Source organism: Sorangium sp. So ce204 (genome assembly GCF_051526795.1).
In the GTDB taxonomy this organism is placed as follows: domain Bacteria; phylum Myxococcota_A; class Polyangia; order Polyangiales; family Polyangiaceae; genus Sorangium; species Sorangium cellulosum_B.
In genome coordinates, this window is sequence record NZ_CP150317.1 from 7,383,080 (window position 1) to 7,407,459 (window position 24,380).

The window sequence follows — 24,380 nt, forward strand, 5'->3', positions numbered from 1 at the left end:
CCAGGAGCGACGTGTGATCGTCGGGGCGCGACCCCGCCGCGCCGCCCCTCCGGATTCACCCGCACCCTCCGCGAGTCACCCGCACCGTCCGCGATTCACCCGTACCGTCCGCGATTCGCACGGGTCGGCGTGACCTGGACGAACCACCCCGCGGTGACGGCTGCCATGCGGCGGTGAACTGCCGTTACAATGCTCCCCCACCATGAGGAATGCCCTTGCGCCCAGGCCCACGCTCCCGGCGGTCCTCGGCCTCGCCGCCGCCGCCCGCCCGGCGCCCCGCTCGCCCGCAGGACGGACGAGCGGCCGCCGCCCGACGGCCCGGAGCAGCCGCTCCCGGTCGCCTCGCAGCGCGAGGCGGCGAAGCGCTGCGACGAGCTGCGATCTCGAGGTGAGGTGCAGACGGATGCCCCACCCCGAGGCGCGCGCCACGACCTCCTGTGCACCGAGCGACGGCCATGAGTGAGCTCGAAAATTTCTCGTTCGTGATCCCCGGCGAGCTCGCCGGCATGGCCTATCCCCACGCGCCCCAGGCGGTCGAGGAGCTCGCGGAGCTCGGCTTCCGCAGCCTGGTGTCGCTCTCGCGTCGGGCGCCGCCGCCCGCGGCGGTGGGCCCGCTCATCCACCTGCATTGCCCGCTCGCCGACTTCACGCGCATCCCGGGCGTGGACCTCCTCCGCGCCGTGGCGTTCCTCGGCCGGGCGCCGCGGCCGATCGCCGTTCACGGGGAGGGCGGCGTCGGGCGCACCGGGGTCGTCCTGGCGTGCCGCCTCGTGTCGCTGGGCAGATCGGCGTCCGAGGCCATCGCCGAGGTGCGGCGCGTGCGGCCAGGCTCCATCGACGACCCCGAGCTCGAGGTGTCGGTCGCGGAGTTCGAGCTGTTCTACCGCAGCGCGCACGAGCAGGCGACGCCGGCGCCCTTCAACTTCGCGCCCGCGTCGCCGCTCGACCGGATCGTCCACGGCGCGGAGCGGCCCGGCTTCGGGATGGCGAGCTGGTCGGCTTCCGGGATCCGCTCGTCCGTCGTCGCGCCGCCGAGCCCGGCGGCGCACGCGGATCCGAGCGACGCGCCCGTCGAGGCGTGGCTCGCCTTCATGGCGCGGCACGGGATGCGCGAGGTGCTCTGCCTGCTCGACGAGGGAGAGCTGGCGCTCCACCGGATCCCGCTCCTCGGCCGCTACCAGCGCGAGTTCCTCCGGGTGACGCACGTGCCGCTCGACGGGGGCGCGCTCCCCTCGCCCGACGCGCTGGAGCGCGCGCTCGACGCGCTCAGGCGCGCCGAGTCCAGCGGCGCGCCCGCCGTCGTGCACTGCGCGTCCGGCGCGGGCCGCGCGGGCGTCGTGCTGGCAGCGTGGCTGCGCGCCCGGCACGGCCTCTCCCCCGAGGCGGCGATCGGCGCGGTCCGGGATCACGCGCGGCACTTCGGCGCGCACCGCGACCCGCTGAAGGCAGGGCCCGGGGCGCGGGATCTCCTCGCGGGCGTGCCGGCGCTCGCGTGAGCGCGCCGCTCGCGTGAGCGCGCGCTCGCGTGAGCGCGCCGCTCGCGTGAGCGCCGGCACGCGGCCGGGCGGCGTCGAGCGTCACCCGCCGGCGCTTCGCTCAGGTTTCGCGCGCCGGTGCTCGCGGTACATGCGCAGGGCGAAGGCGCCGGCCGGCTCGCCGCGGAGCCCTTCGGCGAGCGCGCGGAGCTCGGACGGCAGCTCGGAGGGCGGCGGCAGCGGCGACGGGTGGTGCTCGGGCGCGAGCAGCGGCGCGGCGAGCGCGGCGAAGGTGAGATCCGCGGCCGAAAAGCGGTCTCCGACGAGGTACGGGCGCCCATCGCGCAGGCGTTCGTTCACCGCGTCGAAGACCGCGCGGAGCTTGCCTCGCGAGCGCTCGGCGGCGGCGGCGTCGATGCGCATGACGCGCTTCATGACCGCCCGCGCGACCGGGTAGTAAGCGCGGAAGGTGCCCCGCCCGAACCACCACGGCGGCGCCGCGCCAGCGCCATCGAGCGAGCGGAACGATCCGCCCATGAAGGCGAACGCGCCCTCCGCGTCGGGCAGGAGGTGAAAGTACGCGACGCGGCGGATCGCGGGGCCGAGGTCGACGTCGAAGCGCTGCTCGAGCGCCTCGACCTCGGCGCGGGCCGCGTCGGGCTCGCGGGCACCCTGGAGCTGGAAGAAGAGCGCGCGCTCCGGCGGCACGAGCGTGTCGGCGTAGCGCAGGATGTCGGTCGAGTCGCCGAGCACGCCCGCCGGCGAGACGAGCACCGGGACGGAGCGGCGCCCGCCGGCCCTCAGCGAAGGGAGCGCGTGGGCGAGCGGGAGGTAGGCGTCCTCCCTGTACCGCGCGCCGGCGCGATCGAGCGCCCACCGCGCCTTCTCGCAGAAGTGGCTCCAGGGAATGGTGATGAGGCGGAGGGGCGCGCGCGCGCCAGGATCAGGCATAAAGAATTTCCAAGGGCCCCGGGCGACGCGGGCGCGAGGCGCGCCTCAGCGCCGGATCTCGAAGAGGTGGATGCCGTACGCGGGGAGCTCGACGCCGAGGCCGCGCGACAGATCGACGAGCTCGTCGCCGTCGCGCGGGTGCTCGTTGCCGGTCATGAGGTCGGCGAGCAGGACCTTGCGGCCGGCGATGCCGGCGATGTCGAGCGGGATGCGGCACCCGCTGCGCGACGGGGCGAAGTTGATCACGGCCACGAGGGGCGCCGCGCTCCGGGGCGCGCCGCAGGCCGGGAGCGGCTCCCACCGGTAGGCGACGAACGCGTCGGCGCCCGGCCCGCGCGCGGTGAGCGTGGCGAAGCTCCCGGTGCGCAGGATGGGGCGGCGCACGGCCGCGAGCAGCCGCTCGTGGAAGGCGAGGCAGGCCTGATCGACCGGCTCCTCGGGGGCGCGGGCGAGGTGCAGCGAGGCGCGCACCGTCCGCCCCTCGAGCTGGCCGTGGTGGATGAACCGCATCCCGGGCACCGTCGCCGCGATGAACTCGGCGGCCCGGCGCCGATCCGGCGGGAGCACGGCCGCGATGCGCGGCTCGTCGTGGTGCTCGATGAAGCGGACGCTCCGCCGCTGGTAGTCGGGCGTCGCCGCGAGGTGGCCGCGGACCGACGACGCGGAGGCGTGGCTCAGCCGATCGTAAAGGCTCTTGTCGAACGTGTAGTCGAACCCGAGCATCTGCAGGCGCCACTCGAGGTCCCAGAACGCCTCGGCGATGAAGACGAAGCTCGGGTGGTCGCGGCGGACGGCGTCGATGGCCTCGGCCCAGAACTCGCCGGCGGCCTCGGCCTTTCGCTCCGCCGGCGGGCGCTTGGACCACGTGCGCCGGAAGACGTCGTCGAGCACCAGCATCGCCATGTCGCAGCGGACGCCGTCGCAGCGCGACGCGACGCCGCGGAGCGCCTCGACGGACGCGGCGCGCGTCGCCGCGAGGCGGTAGTCGAGCTGGGCCGTGTCGGGCCACGGCGGGATGTAGGGATCGCGCCCGCTGAGCGGGGCGCCGTCGTCGCCGGCGATGAAGAGCTCGGGCTTCTCCGCCACCCAGTGGTGATCGCGCGCGACGTGGTTGGGCACGAAGTCGAGGATGACCCCGATGCCCCGCGCCGCGAGGCGCCGGCGCAGATCCGCGAGGCCGGCGTCGCCGCCGAACGCGGGGTTCACCTCGTAGCGCGCGACAGCGAACGGGGAGCCGGCCACGTCGGCCTCGGTCCAGTCCGGCAGCACGCGGTCGTACTCGGCGCGCAGGTCGGGATCCGTGAGCGAGCGGCGCGGGCCCTCCTCGCCGAGCGACCAGACGCCCATCAGGTGCACGTAGTCGACCCCGAGCGCGGCGAGCCGGTCGAGCGCCGCGTCGGGCACGCTGGCGAGCGTCACCCTGGCCTTGGCGGCGCGCGAGAGCTCGTGGAGCCAGACACGCACGAAGATCGCGTACAGCAGGGGGTGCTGGTGGGCAGGGACTAGGGAGCTCATCGATTGGATTGGGGACGGCGGGGCCCGCGAGGGAGTCGCGGACAGCGGGCGTCGGCCGGGGATTGTCTGCGCGCTCGGGTGGTCCCTGCAAGCGGGATCACGATGAGCTGCAGGCGCGGCCGGCCGAGGCCACGCGCGCAACGTCCAGCACAGAGGCGGCCTCGCTCGATCCCGGGCGCTCGCGGCGCGGGCGCCGTCAGGCGCGGCGCGCGCGGCGCTCGCCGCGCCTTCGCGCGAGCGCGGCGGCCGCGCCGAGGGCGACGAGCGGCAGGGCGAGGGGCGTCGCGGCCTCGTCGGGCGAGAGCCGGCAGCCGCAGCCGCCCTGCTTGGGCTCCACCGGCGGCGGCGCCTCGGCCGGCGGCGCGTCGTCGACGGGCGCCTCCGCCTCGGCGGCGCCCTCCTCGGGCGCGCCCTCGGGCGCCTCTTCCTTGGCGGGCTCGTCGCTCTTCTCGGCCTCGGCCTTGTCCGTCTTCTCGTCCTTCTTTTTCTTCTCGCCGCTGAAGACGATCGCGCGGCGATCGATGACGGGGTTCTCGCCCTGCAGGGTGATCTTCTGCTTCTGCCCCATCTGCACGCCGTCGCTCGCGCGCTTTATCACGAGCTCGTACTCGCCGGCCTCGAAGCCCCGATCGCGCCGGAGGACGAAGTCGAACTTGGTGATCGCATAGACCTTGCCGCTGCTGTCGGAGAAGCCGACGTCCATGCTCTCGTTGATCGACTGCTGGTTCTGGAGCGGGATGCGGACGAGGACCGGGGTCTCGGGCGACTTGTCGGTGAGCGCTCGCTCGTAGTGCACCGTCGGCGTGAACGAGAACAGCATCGGGATGTGCCCGAGGTGCGGCATCCCTCCGTAGTTCATCGTCATCTTCAGCTTCCATCGGCCGCTGTCCTCCTTGGGCGAGCGGTCGACGATGGTGACGGTGCCCGCCGCGTGCGCGGCGCTCGCGGGCAGCCACGCCCCGATCAGCGCGAGCGCGGCGGCGACCACGCGCGCGGCGAGGAAGAGGCGGCGCGCCGCGCCGGGCTGGGTCGCGGCGGGGCGGGCGTGAGGACGCTCGGCGCGCGGACGCCGCGCGCCGAGCTGAGACAGGGGACCGGTTCGAGATCGGGCGGTTCGCATACGCGGCACGCTACCAGGGATTTCGTGGAAACGAGCCGCGGACGATGGGGCTTCCGGCGCGGACGACGAGAGGGCTGGCAGCGTGGACGAGAAGATCACCGCCAGCGTGGACGAGGCGGCGACCGCCGGCGCGCGGGGCTCAGTCCGGGAACCAGAGCAGCGCGTCGGAGGTGGGCTTGTAACAGGCCTGGCGGCCCGCCTCCTCGTTGTCGGTGCAGCTCGCGTTCTCGAGGCAGTCGATGATCTCGTAGCGGCCGGAGGCGTTGTAGATGGTGGTGAACATCGCGCGCTGGGCCGCCTCGAGCTTGCTGAACGCGCTCTTGCACGCGGGGACGGGCACCCTCTCGCAGCGGGCCATGCGCGCGCAGCGGGACTCGATGACCGGCGCCGCCGTGGGCTCGTCCGGGTTGAGCTTGACGGCCACCTCGTCGTTGCACTCCAGGATGATCTGGCTCCGGTCCGGCGAGCTCTCGGCGGCGGCTTCCATGCGGCGCGAGAAGCAGCTCGTCATCGCGCGGAGGTACGTTGGCGACGAGGTCGGGTAGGCGGCCTTGCACGCGTTGAGGTGCTCCCAGGAAGAACCGGCGCGCTGGAGCTTGGCGAGCGCGGCGCACCACTCGGCCTGGGCGGCGATGACACCGTCGCGATCGGGGAAGTTGGTGGGCCGCTCAGAGCATGCGTTCAGCGCGAGCATCGACGCGGCCACCGCGATCGGCAGGGCCAAGGATCGAAGGGCGGGCATTGGCGGACCCTAGCACGGGAGGCCCGCCGACGCGGAATCTCCGGATGCTCGCCGCCCGTCATGGCCGGTTTGGCAGAAGCTCGCAGCGGAGTCTCACGGCGCCGCCGCCCCCGCCGTCGCGGAGCGCGGCGGCGCCGTCGGGGCCGAAGACCACGCCGAGGTCCAGCCCGCCCCGGGCCGCGGCGCGGATCTCGATCGCCTCGACGCACAGGGCGCCGCGGCCGCCGGAGAGCAGCGCGGACGCGGGGGCCTCCCCCTCGAACAGCGGCGCCCCGCTCCTCGACGCCACCCGCAGCGTGGCGGGCAGCTCGGCGATGAACCGGTGCGACGGCCGCGCGCCGCCGCAGCCGCCGGCGCCCATCTCCGCGAGCGACGCGAGGGTCCCGAGCGGCTCGATCGGGCCGACCTGGCCACGGGCGACGTCGATCGGCCCCGCGACCACCTCCCCCGAAGCGACGGAGTAGCCGATGAGGGCGACGCCAGGGGCGTCGAGCCGGCGGCCCAGGGTGAGGCGGGCGCCCGCGAGCTCGGGGACACGCGCGAGCCCGAAGGCCGGGAAGGTGCCCTGCCGCACGGCGACGAGTAAGCTGCGCCTCCCGGCGTCGAGGGCGAGCAGCTCGCCGCCCGGCAGCTCGACCGCGGCGGCGATCGTGCCGGCGTTGTCGAACGGCAGGAGCGCCGGGGGCTCGGCGCCCGCGCGCACGCGGAGGCCGCGCCGCCCGTGCGGCCCGCTCGCGTCGAATAGAAGCAGCAGATCCGCGGGCGCCCTGGCGCCTGGCGCGAGCAGCACGGGGACGATGTCGCCGGACGCGGCGCCGAGCGAGCCGTCGCGGAGCGACAGGCGGCGCGGCGCTCCGGCGCGCGCGAACGGCAGGAGCACGCTCGCGGTGAAGGTGCCGTCGCGGAGCGCGCCCAGGGGCGAGGACGGGGCGGTCGACAGCGAGACGACAGGGGGCGCGCCGCCGGCCAGGCGGGCCGTGGCGGGCACGCCCCCTGCCGCGGGCGTGCCCCGGGGAGCGCGGCGACCCGAGGGGGGCGGCGCCGGGGCGGCCGACGGCGGCGGGAAGGACGAGGGGTCGTCGTCGAGGCGGCAGGAGACGAGCGGCGGAGGAGCGGCGCGGAGCAATGGGTTCACCGCGGGAGCGAAGGGCGGCGGCGCGCCGCGCGGCGAGGGCGGAGGGCCGCCCCAGCCGAGGCGGACGAGGCCGTGCTCACCCATCGCGCAGCCGATCGGGGAGCAGGCGAAGGGGGCCCCCTCGTCGAATGGAGGCTCGATCTGGCGGGCGGGCGGGCCCTCGGCCGGGCGCCACGAGCGGCCGCCGTCGGTCGACTCGAAGAAGGCCGGCGGGTCGTCGCCGGTGGCGGCGAGCGCGAACCGCCCGCCGACGACGACGTTCTGGACGCCGGCCGGGAGGGGAAAGACGGTGACACCGCCGCGCGCGTCGATGCGCAGGCCGGCGATGCGGCCGCCGCGGCGGCGCGAGAGCAGGCGCTCCGCTCGACGGGCGCGAGAGAGAGAGCCCGCCTCCGGCAGCGCCTCGCGGGCGGGCGAGACGCCATAGGCCTCCTCGGGCAGGTGCAGCCAGCCGCGCACGGCGCCGTCGTCGTCCTCCCAGAAATCGGTGTCGATGAGGCGCGGCGGCGATGAGGCGTCGGCGGCCCCCGCGAAGACGCCGCCCGCGAGCGCCGGGAAGGCGCCGCCCGCGAGCGCCGGGTCGCGATCGCGCACGCGGACCACGCGGACGCCCTCGGGCGGGCCCGCAGGACGATGTTCGCGCGCGCGCGGGGGGGAACCGGGAGGTGACCTCCGCGGCGCGCCGTCCTCCTCTTCGCCCTCGGAGGGCCGGCGCACTTCCTCGGCAGATTCCTCGTCCTCCTCCTCCTCGGAGTGCCGCGGCCGCGGCCGCGGCCGCGGCCCCTCCGGCGCCTCCAGCACGAGCGCGGTGACGGTCCCGCGCTCGCCGACGATCCAGCGGTAGAGGCGGTCGGCGTCCTCGCCCTCGATCCGGCGCTCGACCCAGCGGCCGCCGCCGACGCGCACACACACGCGCGCGACGCCTTCCTCTGCGGGCTCGCGGCTCGCGGCGTCCTCTCGCGGCTCGTCCGGCGAAAGCCGCGCGAAGCGCGGGGGCCATGGCGCCTCGTCGTCCGTCGGGCCGGCGCCTCCCGGGCTCTCCGGAAAGTCGTGGAGCCCAGGGGGGACGCTGCCGCACCGGCCGAGGAAGGCGAGGCGTCCGCGATCGTCGCCGACGAACGCGCCCTGCGGGCCCGCGATCGGATCGAGGCCTCGGCCGCGGGGCGGGAACGTGGCCTCCAGCTGCGGCGCGGAGAGCGTCGTCTCGAGCCGGAGCACCTGGGCGCCCTCGTGCGCGCACGCGAGCAAGACGTCGTCGCCCGAGCGGAACGGCTGGCAGCGCGCATAACTCGGGTCGAGGCTCTCGATCGCCGCCTCCGCGAGGGGCTGGGCGGTCGCCGCCGCGAACACGGCGAGGACGCCGTCGCGAGCGACGAGCAACCGGCCGCCAGGGAGGAGCGCGCCGGTGGCCGCGGCAAGCGCGAGCCCTGCCGGGGCCAGCGCGCGGACCGAGGAGGCGCCGAGCGTGGGGTCCCGCGCAGGCGGGAGAGAGAGCGAGGCGCTCGGCCCGGCCCGCGGCGGAGGGGGCAGCGCGGGTGCGAGGCCGGCGGCGCTCACGTGGAGCGTGGCGCCGCCGAGCGGAGCCAGGAGCGCGACCGCTCTGCCGCCGTCCTGCTCCTCGAGGAGCGACGTGGCGAGCCCGCGCGTCTCGAGCACGTCGATCCAGGTGGCGCCCCCGTCCAGGGTGACCGAGGCGCGGCCGAACAGGTCGAGGCGCGCCGCGCGGCGCGCGTCGACGGCCACCGCGTCGACGATGCCCGCGGCGCCGAAGCGGCGAACGGCGAGCGTGGAGGGATCGATCTCGAGGAGCCCCCGATCGCTGCGCAGCAGGATCGCGTCGAGGTACGGCCGCGCGCCGCCGGGGGCGCCGACGTCGGCGATGGGCGCGAGCTCGCCGAGGAAGTCGGCGGCGCGGTAGACGCGGCCCTCGGACCACAGGAGGAACCCGCCCCCGAGGCGCGCCGGGATCGACCGGAACCCGCGGAGCAGCTCGGCCGCAGGGGCGTCGGCGAGCACGACGCCCCCGTCGAGGCGAACGCGGCGCCCTTCGAAGAGCGCGGGCTCCGGGCGGGGCGCGGGCGCGCGTTCGTCGGCCCCGGCGGCGGCGTCGAGGAGGACGCCGATGTCCTCGGTGAGGACGTAGCGCGCGGGAGAGAGCGATAGCGGGTCGGCGAGCGCCGCGGCCGGAGGCTGCGCAGGCCGCGGAGGGCGCTCCGGGGCTGCGCTGCAGGCAGCGGCGAGGGCGAGCCCGAGGAGGACGCCTGCGCGGGACGGGATCGCAGCGGCGAGCGTCGCGAGGCGGAGGAGCGATCGCCGCGGCTTCAGCAGAGCACGCCGGCGGCCGTCGTGGTGCGGATGAGGTCCGGGGCGAGCGTCGTTCCGGGTCCGGTCTGCCGTTCCATGACCTGCGCCTCCGTCGCCCTCCCAGGGGACCACGCAGGGCACTGTAGACGATCCCAAAGCACACCGGAGCGGGCAGCGAGGTGTCGATCTCAGAGGATGAGGAAGGCTTTCAGCATCCTCCATGGCTCCCAGGACACCGATTCACGTTGAAACCCGGAGAATTTTCACAGGGAGGCGGGGAGGCGGGGAGGAAGAAGAAATGAATTTCTCCCTCTTGCCGTCTCTCGCTCCCCGCCTCCCCGTCTCCCTGTGAAATTCCTGCTTTTTCTCGTGGCTTCAACCCGCTTGTCGCTCTGGGGAGGGGTGCGCAGGAGGGGCGCCAGGGCCGCGCTGGAGACCGCTGAGACGCCGCAGGAGGGGCGCCAGGGCCGCGCTGGACCCACGTGATCGTGACGCAGGACACACAAGGGGGTGCACAGGAGGGGCGCGGAGGCCACGCTGGAGGGCGCCGAGGCTGCGCAGCAGGGGCGCCAGGGCCGCGCAGCGGGGGCGCGGAGGCCACGCTGGAGGGCGCCGAGGCTGCGCAGCAGGGGCGCCAGGGCCGCACAGCAGGGGCGCGGAGGCCGCGCTGGAGGGCGCCGAGGCTGCGCAGCAGGGGCGCCAGGGCCGCACAGCAGGGGCGCGGAGGCCACGCTGGAGAGCGCAGAGACTGCTCAGGGCCCCCTCACGACCGCCTTGCACTCGACCGGCTGCCGGATCTCCTGGCCCTGCAGCACGAGCGCGAGGGTGCCTCCCCCGGCGCGCTCGACCGGCTCGCTCCGCCGCGCCGCCGCGGGGCTCGGCCCGCCGCGCCCTCCCTTCGCGTACGCGCCGAGCGGCGCCGCGGGCGTCGGCCCCGCGAAGCGCGCGATGAGCTTCTTCACGACGCCGGGCGGCTCGTAGAAGCCGAGGCCGCCCTCGTAGCGCTCGTCGCGCACGACGAGCTCGACGGCGTCGAGGCACGCGCGCTCGCGCGACCACCGGATCACCGCGACGCCGGCCGTCCCGGCCGCGGTGATCCCCGGCAGCGCGCCGGGCACGAGGCCGATCTCCGTGTCGAACGACAGGACCACGCGCGCATCGAAGGCGCGCGGCGCGCAGGCGGGGTCGCCGCCCGCGCCGAGCGCGCCGAGCGGGGCGAGCGCTTCCTCGGGCCCCAGGGTGCCGAGCACGGGGTCGACCACCGAGAGCACCGCGCCGCCGTCTCCGGCGACCGCCACGAAGACGGGCGCGCCCGCGCGAGCGCCCGCGCCGAAGGCGAAGCGCGCCCGCTGCGCCGCCGCCGCGCGCGCGGTGCGCTGCACGTGGAGCTCCCGGATCGCCGGAGGCGGCCCGCCGCCCGCGGGCCGCGCGAGAGGAGCCTCGCCGCGCGCGCCGCGGAGGTCGACCGAGCTCACCGCGAGGCCGTCGTGCCGCGGGCTCAGGAACACCGCGCGATCGCCGAGATCGACGCCGATCGCGGGCTGGGGGGCGCAGCCGCCGACCGGCCGCGTGACGCGCGCGGCGTCCAGCAGGCCGGCGAGGCACGCCTCCGCCGGGCCGGCCGCGACCGGGGCGACGCGCCCCTCGCGATCGATGACGAGCCCGATCGGCGCCTCGTACGGCCGGTACGCGAGCTGGAGCAGCCCGGCGCTCGCGAGCGGCACGGTGGCGCGGTGGATCTCGGCGCGCAGGTCGAGCGGCGCGATCCACGCGAGCTCCGCGTCGGCAAAGGAGGAGCCCGGCAGGCCGCCGCCGCCCGACGGGCCGACGCTGCCCGGCTGGCCGACGTTGAACGACGGCAGCGCCAGCATCCCGAGGGTGCCGAGCCGCAGCGTGCCCGCCATGCGCGAGGGCGGCGCGGCGACGGCGCCGAACCCGGACGACTCCGGCACGCGCGCGGCGTCGAGCGGCCCCGCGAAGCTGCAGGCGAGCCGCGCGAGGGGCGGCGGCGCCGGAGGCCGCGCCGCCCTGTCGCGATCCGGCGCGGGCCGCGCGAGGGGCGGCTCCGAAAGGGCCGCGCCGGGCGGCGACGCGGCGCGGCCTCCGGCGCCGCCGCCGCCGCCGGAGCGCGGGGCCGACGCCCACCCGAGCCGGAGGAACGTGCCGAGGCTGCAGCCCACCGCCGAGCAGGCGTCGAGGCGCGCGGCCCCGCCGCCCGGCGGCGGCGCGACGGGCGCCCACCGCTGCCCTCGATCGATCGTCTCGAAGAGCTCGCCGTCCTCGGTCTCGGCGAGCGCGAAGGGGCCCGACGCCGCGATCGAGCGCGCGCGCGCCGGCACGGCGCGGCGGCGCAGCCGGCCGGCGGGGTCGATCGTGATCGGCGCGGGATCGGCCGCGTAGCCGTGCACGGGGAGCCAGCCCTCGATGGCGCCGTCCGCGCGCGCGGCGAGCGCGCGCGAGAGCAGCTCCGCCTGCTCTTCACCGTACGGAGGCCAGAGGAGCGGCGGCTCGCCCCGCGCGAGCCGCACGACGCGCAGCGCGCCGCGCACCTCGACGCGCTCGCCGTCCGGCAGGAACGTGCCGGGGCGCGCGATGAGCGCGACCGCGCCCCCGCCGCGGCGCGGGATCCACGCGAGGACGTCGCTCGCGTCCGCCGCGTCGAGGCGGTGCTCGACCCAGTCCCCCGGCCCGCGCCGCACGCAGAACACCGCGCTCTGTTGCGTCGCGTCGCCGCCGAGCGCCCCTTGTTGAGAGAGCGCGCGGAGATCGATCCGCGGCCTCGGCCGCCCCTCGCACGGCCCCACGTAACCGAGCGCCTCGCCGTCGACGCCGACGAAGCGATCGGTCTCCCGCGCCGGCTCGGGCAGGAGCTCGAACGAGCGCTCGACGCGGAGCGCGCGCGCGTCGCTGGAGAGGTCGACGACGCTCGCGCGCTCCGGGCCGGCGCAGACAGCGAGCAGCGCGTCGCCCGCGCGGAACGGCGCGCACTCGCCGCTGCCGGGCGGGAGCGGCGCGACGGACGAGGCGCGGCCGGTGGCGAGGTCGACGCGGCCGATGAGGCCGTCCACGGCGAGCGCGGCCCCGCCGTCGGCGAGCGGCAGGCCCGAGGCGACGGCCTCCGCGAGCTGCTGGAAGGGCGCGCGGCCGAGCCACCCCGGATCGACGCCGGCCTCCGGCGGCGCGCGCCGCGCGCGGGGCTCGCCGAGGCGACCGCTCGGCTCGACGGCGCGCTCGAGGCCGAAGGCCAGCGAGGCGACGATCTCCTCGCCGCGGACGTCGAGCGCGATCGCGTCGCCGAGCTCCGCCGTGACGTCGCGGTACGAAGCGCCCGCGTCGAGCGTGAGGAGCGCGCGCCCGAAGACGGTCAGGACGAGCGCGCGGCGCTCGCTGGCCGCCGCGGCCGCGACGAGGGACGGCGCGCCGAGCGGCCGCAGCGCGCCGCTCGCGCCCTGGACGACGAAGCTCCCGGCCGCCGTGAGCAGCCCGATGCCGTCGAGCCATGGGAACGCGCTGGCGACGTCGCCCGGCAGGGTCGCGAGCTTGCGGAGCTCCCCGCCGAAGCTCTCGGCGGCGTAGATGTCGCCGCCGCTCCAGAACAGGTAGCGCGCGGCGGGCGCGACGCGCGCGACGCCGGCTGCGCGCCCGCCGGGCCGGGCCCACGCGGGGAACGCCGCGCCGCCGGCGAGCACCACGCGGTCCGCGCCCAGCGGATCGAGCCGATCGAGGCCGTGCAGCTCGGCGCGCTGGCCGTTGACGATCGCCCTGTCGACCTCCCGGCCGTCGATGACCACGCGCTCGACGAGGCCGAAGTACGGCTGCGCGACGTACCGGGCCGGGCCGAGCGCGACGGTCGAGGGGGCGCGGGGAGGCGGTTCGAGCGCGCCGTGCGGCGCGGCCGCCGGCTCGGCCGCGCCGCACGCCGCGAGCGCGAGCGCGGCGAGGAGAGGAGCCACGACATCCAGTCTCAGGCGGGCAGGATCCATCCCGTGCGGTGCTCGGCGCGATCGAGGGCAGGCCGCTCAGCGCGTGTCCTTCCCGTTCGGCGCGAGTGTAGCCGCTCTGCGCGGCCTCGAGCGCGTGCTACCCGCGAAACGTGTCGGGCTTGAGGTTGTACCGCCTCATCCAGCGGTGCACCTGCACGCGATCCCTCCCCAGCACGCGCGCCACGGCGGCGACGTTCCCCTGGTGCCTCGCCAGGAGATCCCGGAGCACGCTCTCCTCCGGGGCGGTCCTCGGCGGCAGCGGCCCGCCCGGCGCGGACGCTCCGTCCTCCGCGGGCTCCTCGTCGTACTGCGGGTAGACCGTGGCGCGGGCGTCCTCCGCGAGCGGGCTCGCGAGGGCAGCGCCCCGGGCCCCGTACGTCTTCATCCGATCGCGGATGCTGTCGCTGAGATCCTGGATGCCGAACTCGGCGCCGCGATCCGCGGCGGCCCAGCGCTTCAGGAGCGCCTCGAGCTCCCGCACATTGTAGGGGAAATCGTGGTGGAGCAGGGCCGTCATGGAGACCATGCTGGGCCGGATCTCGGACCGGCCGTGGCGCGCCGCGAGCGCGGTGCAGAGCAAGAACATGTCTTCCTTGCGCTCGCGGAGGGGGGGCAGGGTCACGCTGTGCTCGTTCAGGCGACCGAACAGATCGGCGCGGAAGGCGCCCGTCTGCTGGAGCTTGTCGAGATCGCGGTGCGTGGCGGCGACGATCCGCACGTCGATCCGCTCGGCCTGCGTCCCGCCGAGCGGCGTGAACTCCTTCGACTGGATCACCCGGAGGAGCTTCGCCTGGGCTTCCGCCGGCATGTCCCCGATCTCGTCGAGGAAGAGCGTGCCCTCGTGGGCCGCGCGGAGGATGCCCGCCCTGTCGCGGTCGGCGCCCGAGAACGCGCCGCGCCGGTGCCCGAAGAGCTCCCCCTCGACGAGGGCGGCGGGGATGGCGGCGCAGTTGACGGCCAGGAACGGGCCGCGCCGGCCGCTCCAGTCGTGGAGCTGCTGGGCGAAGATCTCCTTTCCCGTCCCGCTCTCGCCGCGGATCAGCACCGAGAGCTCGCTGCGCGCGATCTCGTACAGGCTGCGGGCGAGGGTCCGGGTCTGGTAGCCGCCCACGATCCGCCCCATCGAGAAGCTCGGCGGCCCCTCCTGCGAGCCCGGCGCCTCGACGTAGGCCCCGTCGATGCGGTAGCGGGCGTAGCTCTCGACGTCGCGCTCGACGAACTTGAAGATGGCGTCGCCCACCCGGACCTGGTCGAGGTGCGCGATGGGCGCCTCCGTGACGAACGCGCCGTTGCAGAGCGTGCCGTTGCGGCCGCCGAGGTCGGTCAGCCGCCAGACGCCGCCCCGCCGCTCGATCCGGGCATGATGGCGCGAAGCGCTCCGCGTCGGCACGGACACATCCGCTGTCGGATCGCGGCCGAGGACCGAGCCTTGCTCGAGCACGGGGTACGCAGGACGGAATTGCTCGTAGTTGTCGGCGTAGAGCAACACGAGCCCCGCCCCGGCGCTGGTCTGCCGAGAGAACGGAGCACGAAATTGCATTGACGCTGTACTATCGATGTCCTTCGACCGTTCTGTCCCGTCGCCGTGCATTGGAAATGGTGATGGTACCAACCTATCCGTCCGCCGGGCGCATCATTCGTCCGAGCCGATCGTGCTCGCGGGGGGTCTTCGGAGCGGCAGACCCACATCCACGCCGCGCCTCAGCCGTCCTCGGGCCGCGCGCCCACGGAGCACACGAGGCGCTGCGTCGTCGCCTGCGCTCGCAGCGCGCCTTGTCCTGCGCCGGCGCCGCCCCCCTGCCCCCGCGCGGCCGTCCACCGCGCGATCAGCGCCGCGTCCTCCGCGCGCTCACCGCGCCGCCTCGAGTCGGAGGCCGCGAGGTGCAGCGCTTCGAGGCAGACGCGCTCGCGCCCCCAGCGCACCAGCGCGAGGCCCTGGTTCCCGAGCGCGATCGCGGGCAGCGCCCTCCTGTCGAGGCGCAGCGCGCGCTCCGGATCGAGCGCCACGAGCGCGCGCCACGCGCCGCTCTGGGCGCGGCAGCGCGCGTCGCTGGCGGCGGTCAACGTCGCCCAGGGCGCGAGCGCGACCACCTCGCCCGCGGTCCCCCCCATGCGGTCCAGCACCGCCGCGCCCGCGATCTCGAGGGCCGCGCCGTCGAGCACCAGCACGCCGGCCTCGCCGTCGTCGCGCCACGCGAGGGTCATCGGCCGGCCCCGGAGCTCCTCGCGGTCGAGCGCCACGAGGCGCGCAGGCCGCCGGGGCTCCGGCGTGTGCTCCTCGACGGCCACGCGGCGCCGGAGCTCGCCGAGCACGAGCGCGCGGCCAGGGCCGAGCAGGAGACCCGGGGCCCGCCCCGGCGCGGTGTCCGCGTAACCTCGGCGCGGCTCGAACGCCGGGAGCGCCAGCGCGCCCTGCGGGCCGAGCAGCAGCTCGCCCCCCTCGGCGAGGACGAGCAGCCCGACCTCGCCGCTCGCGGCGAGCAGCGGCATCGACGCGCCGCGCCTCCCGCCGTGCCCGCCGCGCAGCGCGAGCTCGGTCGCGTTCAGCCGCAGCGCCTCGCCGCGCAGATCGAACGGCGGGAGGTAGAGCACGCTGTGCGTCCGGACCGCCGCGACCTTCGGGCCTCCCTTTCCCGGCGCCCCGCCGCCCTTGCCCGGCGCCGCGCCGCTCGGCGGCGCCTCCTCGGGCGCGGCCTCCTCGGCGGGCGGCGCCTCCTCGGCCGGCCGCGCGGCGCGCCCAGGCGCCGGCGCGTCGGCGACGACCTCGAGCGTCTCGCCATACGGCGTCGGCACGGTCCAGCGGTCCGAGCCAGCCTCGGGCGCGGCGCGCGGGCGCAGCGCCGGCAGCTCGATCGGCGCACAGGAGAGCGACGGCAGCGCCTCCGGCGGCCCGTCGATCCGGCCGGCGCCGCCCGCGCAAGCCGCCGCGCCCGCCCCGGCGCCGCCCGCGCGGCCGGCCCCCGCCGCCCCGCAGCCGGGACCCGGCGCGGCGGCGATGGCCGGCGACGGCTCGCCCGCGCCCCAGCCGAGCCGCACCACGCCGCTCAACGCACAGCCGAGCGCGGAGCACCCGCCCTGGAACGACGGCGGGGGCACCGGCGAGCGCCCTGCGGCGCGCCACGTGCGGCCGTGATCGAGCGTCTCGTAGAGCTCCGCGCCGGCCGTGACGAGCACGCCGTTGTCGCCCGTCACCACCATCCCCGCCGGATCCGGCGGCAGGGCGTGCGGCGAGACCGTCCCGTCGTCCGCGATCGTGACGCCCAGGCTCCCCTGCCCGACGGGATCGGGCCACTCGACCGACGACAGCCACCCGTCGACCCCGCCGTCCTCGCGCGCGCGGAAGCGCCTGTCGACGAGCGCCCGTGTCCCGTCGCGCAGGGGCGGCGTCCAGTACCAGCCGGGGAGGTGCCCGCGGAGCTGCACGACCCGCGCGCCCCCCTCGTCGCGGCCCCGCGGCGCCCCGGCGGGCGGTGGCAGCCGCGCGTCGCGCTCGCCCCTCAGCAGCGCGATCGCGCTCCCGTCGCGGCGCGGCGCCCAGCCGACGAGCGCCTGCGACTCGCCGAGCTCGACCGCATGCTCGACCCAGTCGTCCGGGCCGCGCCGCACGCAGATCCTCGGGTGGATCACGACCTCGCCGTAGCGGCGATCTCGCTCCTCGTCGCTGGCGACCCGCGGCGACGCCGCGCAGCCGCCGACGTAGCCGAGCGCGCCGCCATCGTCGGCCACGAAGAACCCCTCGTCGCTGAAGGCGCGCTCCATCCGCGGCGCCTCGCCGCGCTCGGAGCGCAGGACGTAGCTGCCGTAGCCGTCGTAATCGTCCCACGCGCAGAGGAAGAGCGGCCCGTCCTTCGCGGGCACCGGCGCGCAGCCCAGCCCGTCCGGGAGCCAGCCGGAGAACCGCTCGCGCACCGCGCCCGTGCTCACGTCGATCCGCGCGACGCCGCCGTCGAACACCGCGAGCGCTGTCCCGTCGGGCAAGAGCGCGCCCGCGGAGACGGCCGCCGCGAGCGGCGCGAGATCGTCGAGGACGGGGGCGTCGCGCGAGGCGGCCTGGGCGCCCGCGAAGAGCAGCTGGAACGACCCGCTCGGCTGCCAGATCGCGCGGGGATCGCCGTCGGGCCGGCCGAGCGAGCCGTCCGGGAGGACGGCCACGCGCCCGAGCGCCGTGTCGAGCGAGAGCGCGTCCGGGGCGACGCTCAGGGCGCGCACGGCGAGCCCGAGCCGCTGGCCGGCGTCGATCCACGTCCTGCCGCCGTCCGCCGTCGTCGCGGCGCGGCCGAAGACGTCGAGGCGCGCCGCGCGCGCGGCGTCCAGCGCGGCCAGATCGTGGATGGCCGGCGTGTCGAGCGCCCGGCCCCGATCCTCGCCCGGCAGGAGCTCCCGCGGCCCCTGCTCCGTGAAGACAACGACGCCTCGCAGGCCGTTGCGGGCGCCCCGCACCGCGCCGCCGCCGCCGAGCGCCACCTCCGCGAGCGGCCCCGTGAAGCCGCGCGAGCGGAACGCCCTGCGCCGGGTCCAGTGCAGGAAGCCCCCGCCGAGGTGGGGCGCGATCGCGAGCGATCCGACGACCGGCTCGCCGGACGCCCACAGATCGGCCTCCCACGCCGCCGCGGCGACGCGCCCGTCTCCGCCGAGCTCGAGCCGCGCGCCCTCCATGACGACGCGCGCCGCGACGGCCGCGGCCGGTCCGTCGTGCGTTGCCCGGAACACGCCCTCGGAGAGCGCCTGGAAATAGCGCGCCCCCGCCGGGGCAGCGCTGGCGGAGCCGGTCGCGCCCGGCGCACGCGCGGCCCGAGCCCCCGCGCCGCTCGCCGGGCTCGGCTCGGGCGCACGCGCGCAGGCGGCCGCGAGGAGAGCCGAGATCAGACCGAGCGAGCGCACCAGCATCCGGGGAAAGCACGACGGTATCCGTTGTCGCGCCCCCGTCCAGCGCCGATCCACGTCCTCGCCCCCCCACGCCGTCGCCCCCGGCGGCCGCGCCCGTCGTCCCCGGCGCCCGCGCTCCTCGCCCTCGGCGCCCGCGCGCCTTCGCGCAGCGGCGTCGTAAGCTGCAGCCGCGGCGCCCTGCGCCCGCCCGGAAAGCCTGTGCACTCCCCTCCCCGCCCCCGACGACCCACCCGCGACGAGCTCCTCGCCGCCGCCGGCAAGACGGTGCCGGACGTCATCGCCCCGGACCTCGACGTCCTCTTCTGCGGCATCAACCCGGGCCTCTACACCGCCGCCGTCGGGCACAACTTCGCCCGCCCCGGCAACCGGTTCTGGCCGGCGCTGCACGCCGGCGGGTTCACCGATCGCGTGCTCTCCCCGTCCGAGGAGCGCGAGCTGCTCGAGCTGGGGTACGGGATCACCAACGTGGTCGAGCGCGCGACAGCATCGGCGGACGAGCTGTCCGCCGAGGAGCTCGCCGCGGGCGGGCGGCGGCTCGAGGCCACGGTGCGACGCTACCGCCCTCGCTTCCTCGCCGTGCTCGGGATTGGCGCCTATCGAGGCGCGTTCGGCAGGCCCCGCGCCGTGCCCGGCCCCCAGACAGAGACGCTCGGCGCAACGCGGCTCTGGGTGCTTCCGAACCCCAGCGGGCTCAACGCCAGCTACCAGCCGGACAGGCTCGCTGCGATGTTCCGCGCCCTCCACGAGGCAGTCACGTCGACCCGGGCCACGCGGTGACGCGGTGAGCGGGCGCCTACTCGGGCAGCGCGCTGGCCTCCTCCTGAGGCACCTTCGCGCGCGCGCGGCGGGCCTCCTCCCGGACGGCCGCGAGGCCGGGCGGCCCCTCGGGCGATCGCCCGCCGCGGTGGGTCACCGCGGCGAGCCACGCAAACGGCGAGTCGGGCGCGCTCTGCGCGACGAGGAAGACGGCGCGGGACGCGTAGCGCGAACAGCCGTCCTCGCACACGGGCAGGACGAGGCGGAGCCCTCCGCCGCCACCTCGGCCCACGAGGGGCGCCACGCGGAGCTCCGACGGAGGCGGCGACAGCACGGCCATCACCGCGCGCGCCATCAGCTCGACGAACGTCCCTCCGGACATCGCAGGCGGCTCGGAGGTCGGCATCCCCGCGCCGTCCGCCGCGTCGAGCCGGCTCGGCGGGAGCGCGAAGAGCCCCGCTCCGTCGGCCGCCGCCGCCGGCGACGGCAGCAGCGCGCCCACGAGCGCTCCAACGAATGAAGCCAGCTTGAGTCCGAATCGCATACGAGCTCCCTCTGCGGCACGTCCAGCAGGCCCCATGCCAGCCATGCGCTGCCGGCCGCGGCGTCGCGGCGCCGCATCCACGACGGTCCGCTCCGTTCGGCGCGCGTGACGGATCGCCACAGCGTGGCGCGCGGAGCCCGATCCCGCGCGGCCTCGTCGCTGCGCGCTGGAGGTGCCGCGGCGAGCCGGAGATACCTGCTTGGAGCAGGAGAATGGCCCTCGCCGCGCGAGCGCCGCTTTCGCTTGCCAGAAGGTCCGGGCGCCGTTAACCGTCTTCGTCATGCCCGACCGAAAGCCAGGGCTGAGCCCGCTTCAGGTGAGGTCCTCGGTCCAGCCGGGCGCTCCCCTCCCGTCCGCTCCGTCCGAGCCGGTGGCGAGCATCCTGCTCGTCGACGATCACCGCGCGAACCTCCTCGCCCTCGAGGCCGTGCTCGATCCTCTGCGCCAGCGGCTCGTCACCGCGCAATCCGGCGAGGAGGCGCTGGAGCACCTCAACCGCGAGGAGTTCGCGCTGATCCTCATGGACGTGAAGATGCGCGGAATCGACGGCTTCGAGACGGCCGCCCGCGTGAGGGGGCTCGATCGGGCGAGGCACACGCCGATCATCTTCATCTCGGGGCTGCCGGAGGACGAGGACCGACGGTATCGCGGCTACCGCGAGGGCGCGGTCGATTATGTCGTCAAGCCGTTCAATCCCGACATCCTCCGCGCCAAGGTGGCGGTCTTCGTCGAGCTGCACCGGAGGGCCGAGCAGATCAAGCGGCAGGAGGCCGCGCTCCGCCAGCTGGAGCGCCAGGCGAGCGACGAGGTGTTCCGGCGCATCATGGACACCAGCATGATGGGCCTGCTCTTCAGCGACTACGAGGGGCGCGTCATCGAGGCGAACGACTGTTTCCTCTCGATGATCGGCTACACCCGCGAGGACCTCAAGGCGGGGCGGCTCAGCTGGCAGGAGCTCTCCCCGCCGGAGTACGAGCACGTCCACCACGACGCGGTCAACGAGCTGAGCCTCCACGGCGTCACGAGGCAGTTCGAGAAGGAGTACATCCGCAAGGACGGCAAGCGCGTCGCTGTCCTCGTCGGGTCCGCCCGCATCGAGACGCAGCGGCGCAACCTCACCTACGTGCTCGACATCAGCGAGCGCAAGCGCGCCGAGGCCAACGTCAGCCTCCTCGCCGGCGCGGGCGAGATCCTCTCGTCCTCGCTCGACTTCCGCGAGACGCTCGGGCAGCTCGCCCGGCTCGTCGTTCCGCTGCTCGCCGACTGGTGCGCCGTGGACATCCAGGGCCAGGACGGCGCGATCCAGCGCGTCGCCGTCCTGCACACCGACCCGCAGAAGGCGGAGCTCATCCGCCAGATCGAGCAGAGCTATCCTGTCGATCCCGCGGCGAGCCGCGGTGTGCCGAAGGTGCTCCGGACGGGCGAGGCCGAGTGGGCCTCCGATTTCTCGGACTCCCTGCTCGTCGAGAACGCGCGGGACGAGGAGCACCTCCGGATGGCGCGCGAGCTCGGCCTCCGGTCGTACCTTGTCGTGCCGCTGGCGGCGCGCGGCCGCGTCCTCGGCGCGATCACGCTCGCGCACGCCGAGTCGGGCCGGCACTACACGAAGGTCGACGTGCAGTTCGCCGAGGAGCTCGCCCGGCGCGCCGCCCTCAGCGTCGACAACGCCCTCCTCTTCGAGCGCGAGGTCACCGTGCGCAAGGAGGTCGAGACGCTCGCGGAGGAGCTGAAGCACAGCGAGGCGCAGTTCCGGCTGCTCGCCGAGACGATGCCGCAGCTCGTGTGGACGAACCGCCCGGACGGTCATCACGAGTACTTCAACCGGCGCTGGTACGACTACACGGGGCTCACCGCGGAGGACACCGGCGGCGAGGGCTGGAGCCGGATCATCCACCCCGACGAGCACGAGCGCGCGATCGAGGCCTTCCGGGAGGCGCTCCGCACGGGCGAGCCGTACGAGAGCCAGTGCCGCCTCCGGCGCGCGGACGGCGTGTACCGCTGGTTCATCGGCCGGGCGGTCGCCGCGCGCGACGGATCGGGCCGCATCGTCCGCTGGTTCGGCACGTACACGGACATCGACGATCAGAAGCGCGCCGAGGAGGAGCGGCAGCGGCTCGTCCAGGCGCTGGAGCGCAGCAACAAGGAGCTCGATCAGTTCGCGTACGTCACGAGCCACGACCTCAAGGCGCCGCTCAGGGGCATCGCCAACCTCTCGCAGTGGATCGAGGAGGACCTGAACGACAAGATGACGGCGGAGAGCCGCAAGCAGCTCGATCTGCTGCGCGGGCGCGTCCACCGGCTCGAGAACCTCATCGACGGGATCCTGAGCTACTCGCGGGCGGGCCGCGCCCGCGAGAAGCCCGAGGCGATCGACGTCGGCAAGCTCCTCCGGGAGGTCATCGAGCTGCTCGCGCCCCCGCCGGAGACGCTCGTGGAGATCGCCCCCGACATGCCCGTCCTCGTCACCGAGCGCGCGCCGCTCCAGCAAACGTTCCTGAACCTGATCGGCAACGCGCTGAAGCACGCCGGGGGCGCCGATCCGGAGGTCCGGATCAGCGCGCGCGACGCCGGGCCGTTCTGGGAGTTCTCGGTCTCCGACAACGGGGCGGGCATCGCGCCCGAGTACCACGACCGCATCTGGGGCATCTTTCAGACGCTGAAGGCGCGCGACAAGGTCGAGGGCACCGGCATCGGCCTGTCGGTCGTGCAGAAGATCGTCCAGAGCAAGGGCGGGCGCGCCTGGGTCGAGTCCGCCGTCGGCGCCGGCGCCACCTTCCGGTTCACCTGGCCCAAGATCGAGGCCAGGGAGCCTTCATCCCCCTGATGAGCCCGCCTCGAGCGCGGGGCGTGGCGCGCGGCGACACGCCTCGATCGCCGGACAGGCACGGAGCTTGAACGACCTCCTCCAAACACAAGGCGGCTTGTCGCGGCCGACCTCGAAAGGAGGGTTCCCATGCTGTCGATGTCCAACCTGCCCAGGCTCTGCCTGGGCGCGCTTGCGCTCTCGCTGTTCACCGCGTGCGCCGCGGCGCCACCCCCGCAGCAGGCTCGGCCCGAGCCGAGGTTGCCGAGCCCGGGCCCGGATGGAGTCTACAAGGTCGAATGGCCCGATCTCAGGGAAGGCGAAGATCGCTTCATCGGCCTCACCCTCGGGGCCGACATCGCCGATGTCTGCCGCCTTCCCAAGACGAGCTTCGCCTTCGACTCCTCCGAGCCGCTCCCGCAGGAGCACGTGGAGCTCCGGGCGCTCGTCGACTGCCTGCGCTCATCGAGCCTGAAGGGCGCGAGGATAGAGCTCGTCGGCCGCGCCGATCCGCGCGGCACCCCGGCGTACAACCAGGAGCTCTCGCTCCGCCGCGCCGCGCGGGTGAAGGAGATCCTCGTGAGGGAGGGCATCCCTGCGGATCGCATCACGACGCGCGCGACGGGCGCCGCAGGGGCGGTCGGAGCTCAACCGATGTACTCCTATGGCTATGATCGCAGGGTCGACGTCGCGCTGATCGGCGTCGCCCATGCCCCCCGGTGACGCGCGCGCTCGCCCGCTCGCCCGCTCGGCGGACGCGGCTCGGAGCCCTGCCGGAGCGGCGCTGCAGCTGGCTCTCTCCCTCTCGGCAGGGCGGCTCTCCTCCTCCAATTCCATCTCTTCCGTTGGCGACGGCGCCGCGCGCCGCGGCCCTTGGTTCACCGGCGCCCGTCTCACGGCGCGTGTTGCGCCCGAGGCGCGTCACGACAGCTGTGGCGTTTCGTCACGCGAGCGCCACGGCGGCGCTCCGCGGCCCCGGGGACAGGCGCTCGGGGCGCAAGCTCTCGGTTGGTCCGGGCCCTGCAATGGTTTCCTGACACGAACCGGCGGATGTCGTGTCCGTCACGAGGAGACAAGAGCCATGACGAACCGAATGAACAGCGCGGTGGGGACTGCGAAGGGTGTGGTTGAGTCGGCGGCTACCGGCGCGGGCGTCGCCGCGACGGCGGCGAAGACGACGGCGTTCGACGTCGCGAAGGCGGTCGCCGGCGTCGCCGCCACGGTCGGGGCGCTCGGCTTCGACGACGTGCTCGGCTGGGTCGGGCTCTCGCGCAAGCGGAGCCCGCTCACGGCGCTCGGCCTCTTCGGCGCCGGCCTCGCGGTGGGCGCGGGCGTGGCCCTGCTGCTCTCGCCGACGTCGGGCGAGGCGCTGCGCCGCGAGCTCCTGACCCGCCTCGACGGCCTGAAGCGCCAGGCGACCCGCGGGGTCGAGCAGGCCGAGCGCAAGGTCCAGGACAAGGTCGGCAGCGCGGTCGACGCGGTGAAGGGCGCGGTCGCGCCGTCCGACGCGGGCTCCGCGAACTCGCATTACGGCATCGAGGGAGCTGGGCTGTCCCACGGCGGCGAGAGCGGCCATCACCTGAGCTGAGGCGCTGGCCGTGTGGCTCGAAGCCATCATCACGCGGGAGGATCTCGCGCAGATCCTGGGCGAGTTCCTCCCGGTGAAGATCCACCTGGACGACGACGAGTCGACCGATCGCTGGCTGTACCTGGGCAAGGCGACCGAGATTGCCCTGGCCGACGACCTGGGCTTGCGGGTCACCTGCCCGGCGGAGCTCCAGTGGTCCATCGCGGGCGTCAACCCCACCATCCGGCTCGATGAGCTCAAGGTGCTGATTTGCCCCGAGATCATCGAGAGGAACAAGGGGAGTGTCCTGGCGTTCAACGTCGAGCTCGAGGAGGCGGACATCCGGGGGATCCCCTCGATCCTCGATCACACCGTCATGAAGGCGGTCAACGCGGCGCTCGCGAACAAGCGGCCTGAGTGGAACTTCACGAAGACGCTGACGCACACCGTGGGGCTCCCCTCCAACCTCGATCCGATCGAGGGGCTGCACATCGGGGTCGCCTGGGGCAAGCGCCGCATCAGTCAGGACGCGCTCGTGCTCGTGGTCTCCTTCAAGCTCAATTTCGTTCGAGGCGATTGAGCTTCGCGGTTGCCGACA

At 75.4% G+C, this 24,380-nt stretch carries 15 protein-coding genes; 6 read left to right on the forward strand and 9 right to left on the reverse strand.

The genetic code is table 11. The features are described from left to right. The first annotated feature begins 455 nt into the window (after nucleotides 1-455). A complete protein-coding gene (locus WMF22_RS27575) occupies nucleotides 456-1,496 on the forward strand; it encodes a phosphatase domain-containing protein (RefSeq protein ID WP_437292979.1) in 1,041 nt (346 codons plus the stop codon). An 81-nt stretch (nucleotides 1,497-1,577) separates the two neighbouring features. Here the strand turns inward: WMF22_RS27575 and WMF22_RS27580 are convergent, their stop codons facing one another. The 8 genes from WMF22_RS27580 to WMF22_RS27615 all read right to left on the reverse strand — a co-directional run bounded on the left by WMF22_RS27580 (nucleotide 1,578) and on the right by WMF22_RS27615 (nucleotide 18,112). Then, nucleotides 1,578-2,426, reverse strand: coding sequence for a glutathione S-transferase family protein (locus WMF22_RS27580; RefSeq protein WP_437292980.1), 849 nt, complete (start codon nucleotides 2,424-2,426; stop codon nucleotides 1,578-1,580). Between the two features lie 45 nt (nucleotides 2,427-2,471). Continuing rightward, nucleotides 2,472-3,941: an alpha-amylase family glycosyl hydrolase gene (locus WMF22_RS27585; RefSeq protein ID WP_437292981.1), complete on the reverse strand. Its 1,470-nt coding sequence runs from the start codon at nucleotides 3,939-3,941 to the stop codon at nucleotides 2,472-2,474. A gap of 196 nt (nucleotides 3,942-4,137) precedes the next feature. Further along, nucleotides 4,138-5,061: an MYXO-CTERM sorting domain-containing protein gene (locus WMF22_RS27590; protein WP_437292982.1), complete on the reverse strand. Its 924-nt coding sequence runs from the start codon at nucleotides 5,059-5,061 to the stop codon at nucleotides 4,138-4,140. Between the two features lie 139 nt (nucleotides 5,062-5,200). Beyond that, nucleotides 5,201-5,803: a hypothetical protein gene (locus WMF22_RS27595; protein WP_438031702.1), complete on the reverse strand. Its 603-nt coding sequence runs from the start codon at nucleotides 5,801-5,803 to the stop codon at nucleotides 5,201-5,203. Nucleotides 5,804-5,861: 58 nt separating this feature from the next. Then, on the reverse strand, nucleotides 5,862-9,383 hold the full coding sequence (locus WMF22_RS27600; protein ID WP_438031703.1) for a hypothetical protein: 3,522 nt from the start codon (nucleotides 9,381-9,383) through the stop codon (nucleotides 5,862-5,864). A 611-nt stretch (nucleotides 9,384-9,994) separates the two neighbouring features. After that, entirely contained in the window at nucleotides 9,995-13,195 is a 3,201-nt protein-coding gene (locus WMF22_RS27605; RefSeq protein ID WP_438031704.1) for a hypothetical protein, read from the reverse strand. 127 nt (nucleotides 13,196-13,322) lie between these two features. Further along, the gene (locus tag WMF22_RS27610; protein ID WP_437292986.1) at nucleotides 13,323-14,765 is read right to left on the reverse strand and encodes a sigma 54-interacting transcriptional regulator; all 1,443 of its coding nucleotides are present in this window, start codon (nucleotides 14,763-14,765) and stop codon (nucleotides 13,323-13,325) included. Nucleotides 14,766-14,926: 161 nt separating this feature from the next. Beyond that, on the reverse strand, nucleotides 14,927-18,112 hold the full coding sequence (locus tag WMF22_RS27615) for a hypothetical protein (protein ID WP_438031705.1): 3,186 nt from the start codon (nucleotides 18,110-18,112) through the stop codon (nucleotides 14,927-14,929). A gap of 264 nt (nucleotides 18,113-18,376) precedes the next feature. Between WMF22_RS27615 and mug the strand changes: the two genes are divergently transcribed. Further along, nucleotides 18,377-18,889 carry a G/U mismatch-specific DNA glycosylase gene (gene mug, locus WMF22_RS27620; protein WP_438037290.1) on the forward strand — a complete coding sequence of 171 codons (513 nt, stop codon included), beginning with the start codon at nucleotides 18,377-18,379 and terminating at the stop codon, nucleotides 18,887-18,889. A gap of 16 nt (nucleotides 18,890-18,905) precedes the next feature. Here mug and WMF22_RS27625 read toward each other — a convergent pair whose 3' ends face one another. Then, nucleotides 18,906-19,412, reverse strand: coding sequence for a hypothetical protein (locus WMF22_RS27625; RefSeq protein WP_438031706.1), 507 nt, complete (start codon nucleotides 19,410-19,412; stop codon nucleotides 18,906-18,908). A 280-nt stretch (nucleotides 19,413-19,692) separates the two neighbouring features. Between WMF22_RS27625 and WMF22_RS27630 the strand changes: the two genes are divergently transcribed. The 4 genes from WMF22_RS27630 (at nucleotide 19,693) to WMF22_RS27645 (ending at nucleotide 24,362) form a co-directional block, all read left to right on the forward strand. Beyond that, nucleotides 19,693-22,236, forward strand: a complete 2,544-nt coding sequence (locus WMF22_RS27630) for a PAS domain S-box protein (protein ID WP_437292989.1) — start codon at nucleotides 19,693-19,695, stop codon at nucleotides 22,234-22,236. Between the two features lie 129 nt (nucleotides 22,237-22,365). Continuing rightward, the gene (locus WMF22_RS27635) at nucleotides 22,366-22,938 is read left to right on the forward strand and encodes an OmpA family protein (protein ID WP_438031707.1); all 573 of its coding nucleotides are present in this window, start codon (nucleotides 22,366-22,368) and stop codon (nucleotides 22,936-22,938) included. 358 nt (nucleotides 22,939-23,296) lie between these two features. Then, nucleotides 23,297-23,803, forward strand: coding sequence for a YtxH domain-containing protein (locus WMF22_RS27640; protein WP_437292991.1), 507 nt, complete (start codon nucleotides 23,297-23,299; stop codon nucleotides 23,801-23,803). 10 nt (nucleotides 23,804-23,813) lie between these two features. Further along, a complete protein-coding gene (locus WMF22_RS27645; protein WP_437292992.1) occupies nucleotides 23,814-24,362 on the forward strand; it encodes a hypothetical protein in 549 nt (182 codons plus the stop codon). Nucleotides 24,363-24,380 lie beyond the last annotated feature (18 nt).

Excerpts from the sequence above, each read along its gene's own strand:
- WMF22_RS27575 (WP_437292979.1), top strand. The coding sequence starts at position 456 with ATGAGTGAGCTCGAAAATTTCTCGTTCGTGATCCCCGGCGAGCTCGCC.
- WMF22_RS27580 (WP_437292980.1), bottom strand. The coding sequence starts at position 2,426 with ATGCCTGATCCTGGCGCGCGCGCGCCCCTCCGCCTCATCACCATTCCC.
- WMF22_RS27585 (WP_437292981.1), bottom strand. The coding sequence starts at position 3,941 with ATGAGCTCCCTAGTCCCTGCCCACCAGCACCCCCTGCTGTACGCGATC.
- WMF22_RS27590 (WP_437292982.1), bottom strand. The coding sequence starts at position 5,061 with ATGCGAACCGCCCGATCTCGAACCGGTCCCCTGTCTCAGCTCGGCGCG.
- WMF22_RS27595 (WP_438031702.1), bottom strand. The coding sequence starts at position 5,803 with ATGCCCGCCCTTCGATCCTTGGCCCTGCCGATCGCGGTGGCCGCGTCG.
- WMF22_RS27610 (WP_437292986.1), bottom strand. The coding sequence starts at position 14,765 with ATGCAATTTCGTGCTCCGTTCTCTCGGCAGACCAGCGCCGGGGCGGGG.
- WMF22_RS27615 (WP_438031705.1), bottom strand. The coding sequence starts at position 18,112 with ATGCTGGTGCGCTCGCTCGGTCTGATCTCGGCTCTCCTCGCGGCCGCC.
- WMF22_RS27625 (WP_438031706.1), bottom strand. The coding sequence starts at position 19,412 with ATGCGATTCGGACTCAAGCTGGCTTCATTCGTTGGAGCGCTCGTGGGC.
- WMF22_RS27630 (WP_437292989.1), top strand. The coding sequence starts at position 19,693 with ATGCCCGACCGAAAGCCAGGGCTGAGCCCGCTTCAGGTGAGGTCCTCG.
- WMF22_RS27635 (WP_438031707.1), top strand. The coding sequence starts at position 22,366 with ATGCTGTCGATGTCCAACCTGCCCAGGCTCTGCCTGGGCGCGCTTGCG.
- WMF22_RS27640 (WP_437292991.1), top strand. The coding sequence starts at position 23,297 with ATGACGAACCGAATGAACAGCGCGGTGGGGACTGCGAAGGGTGTGGTT.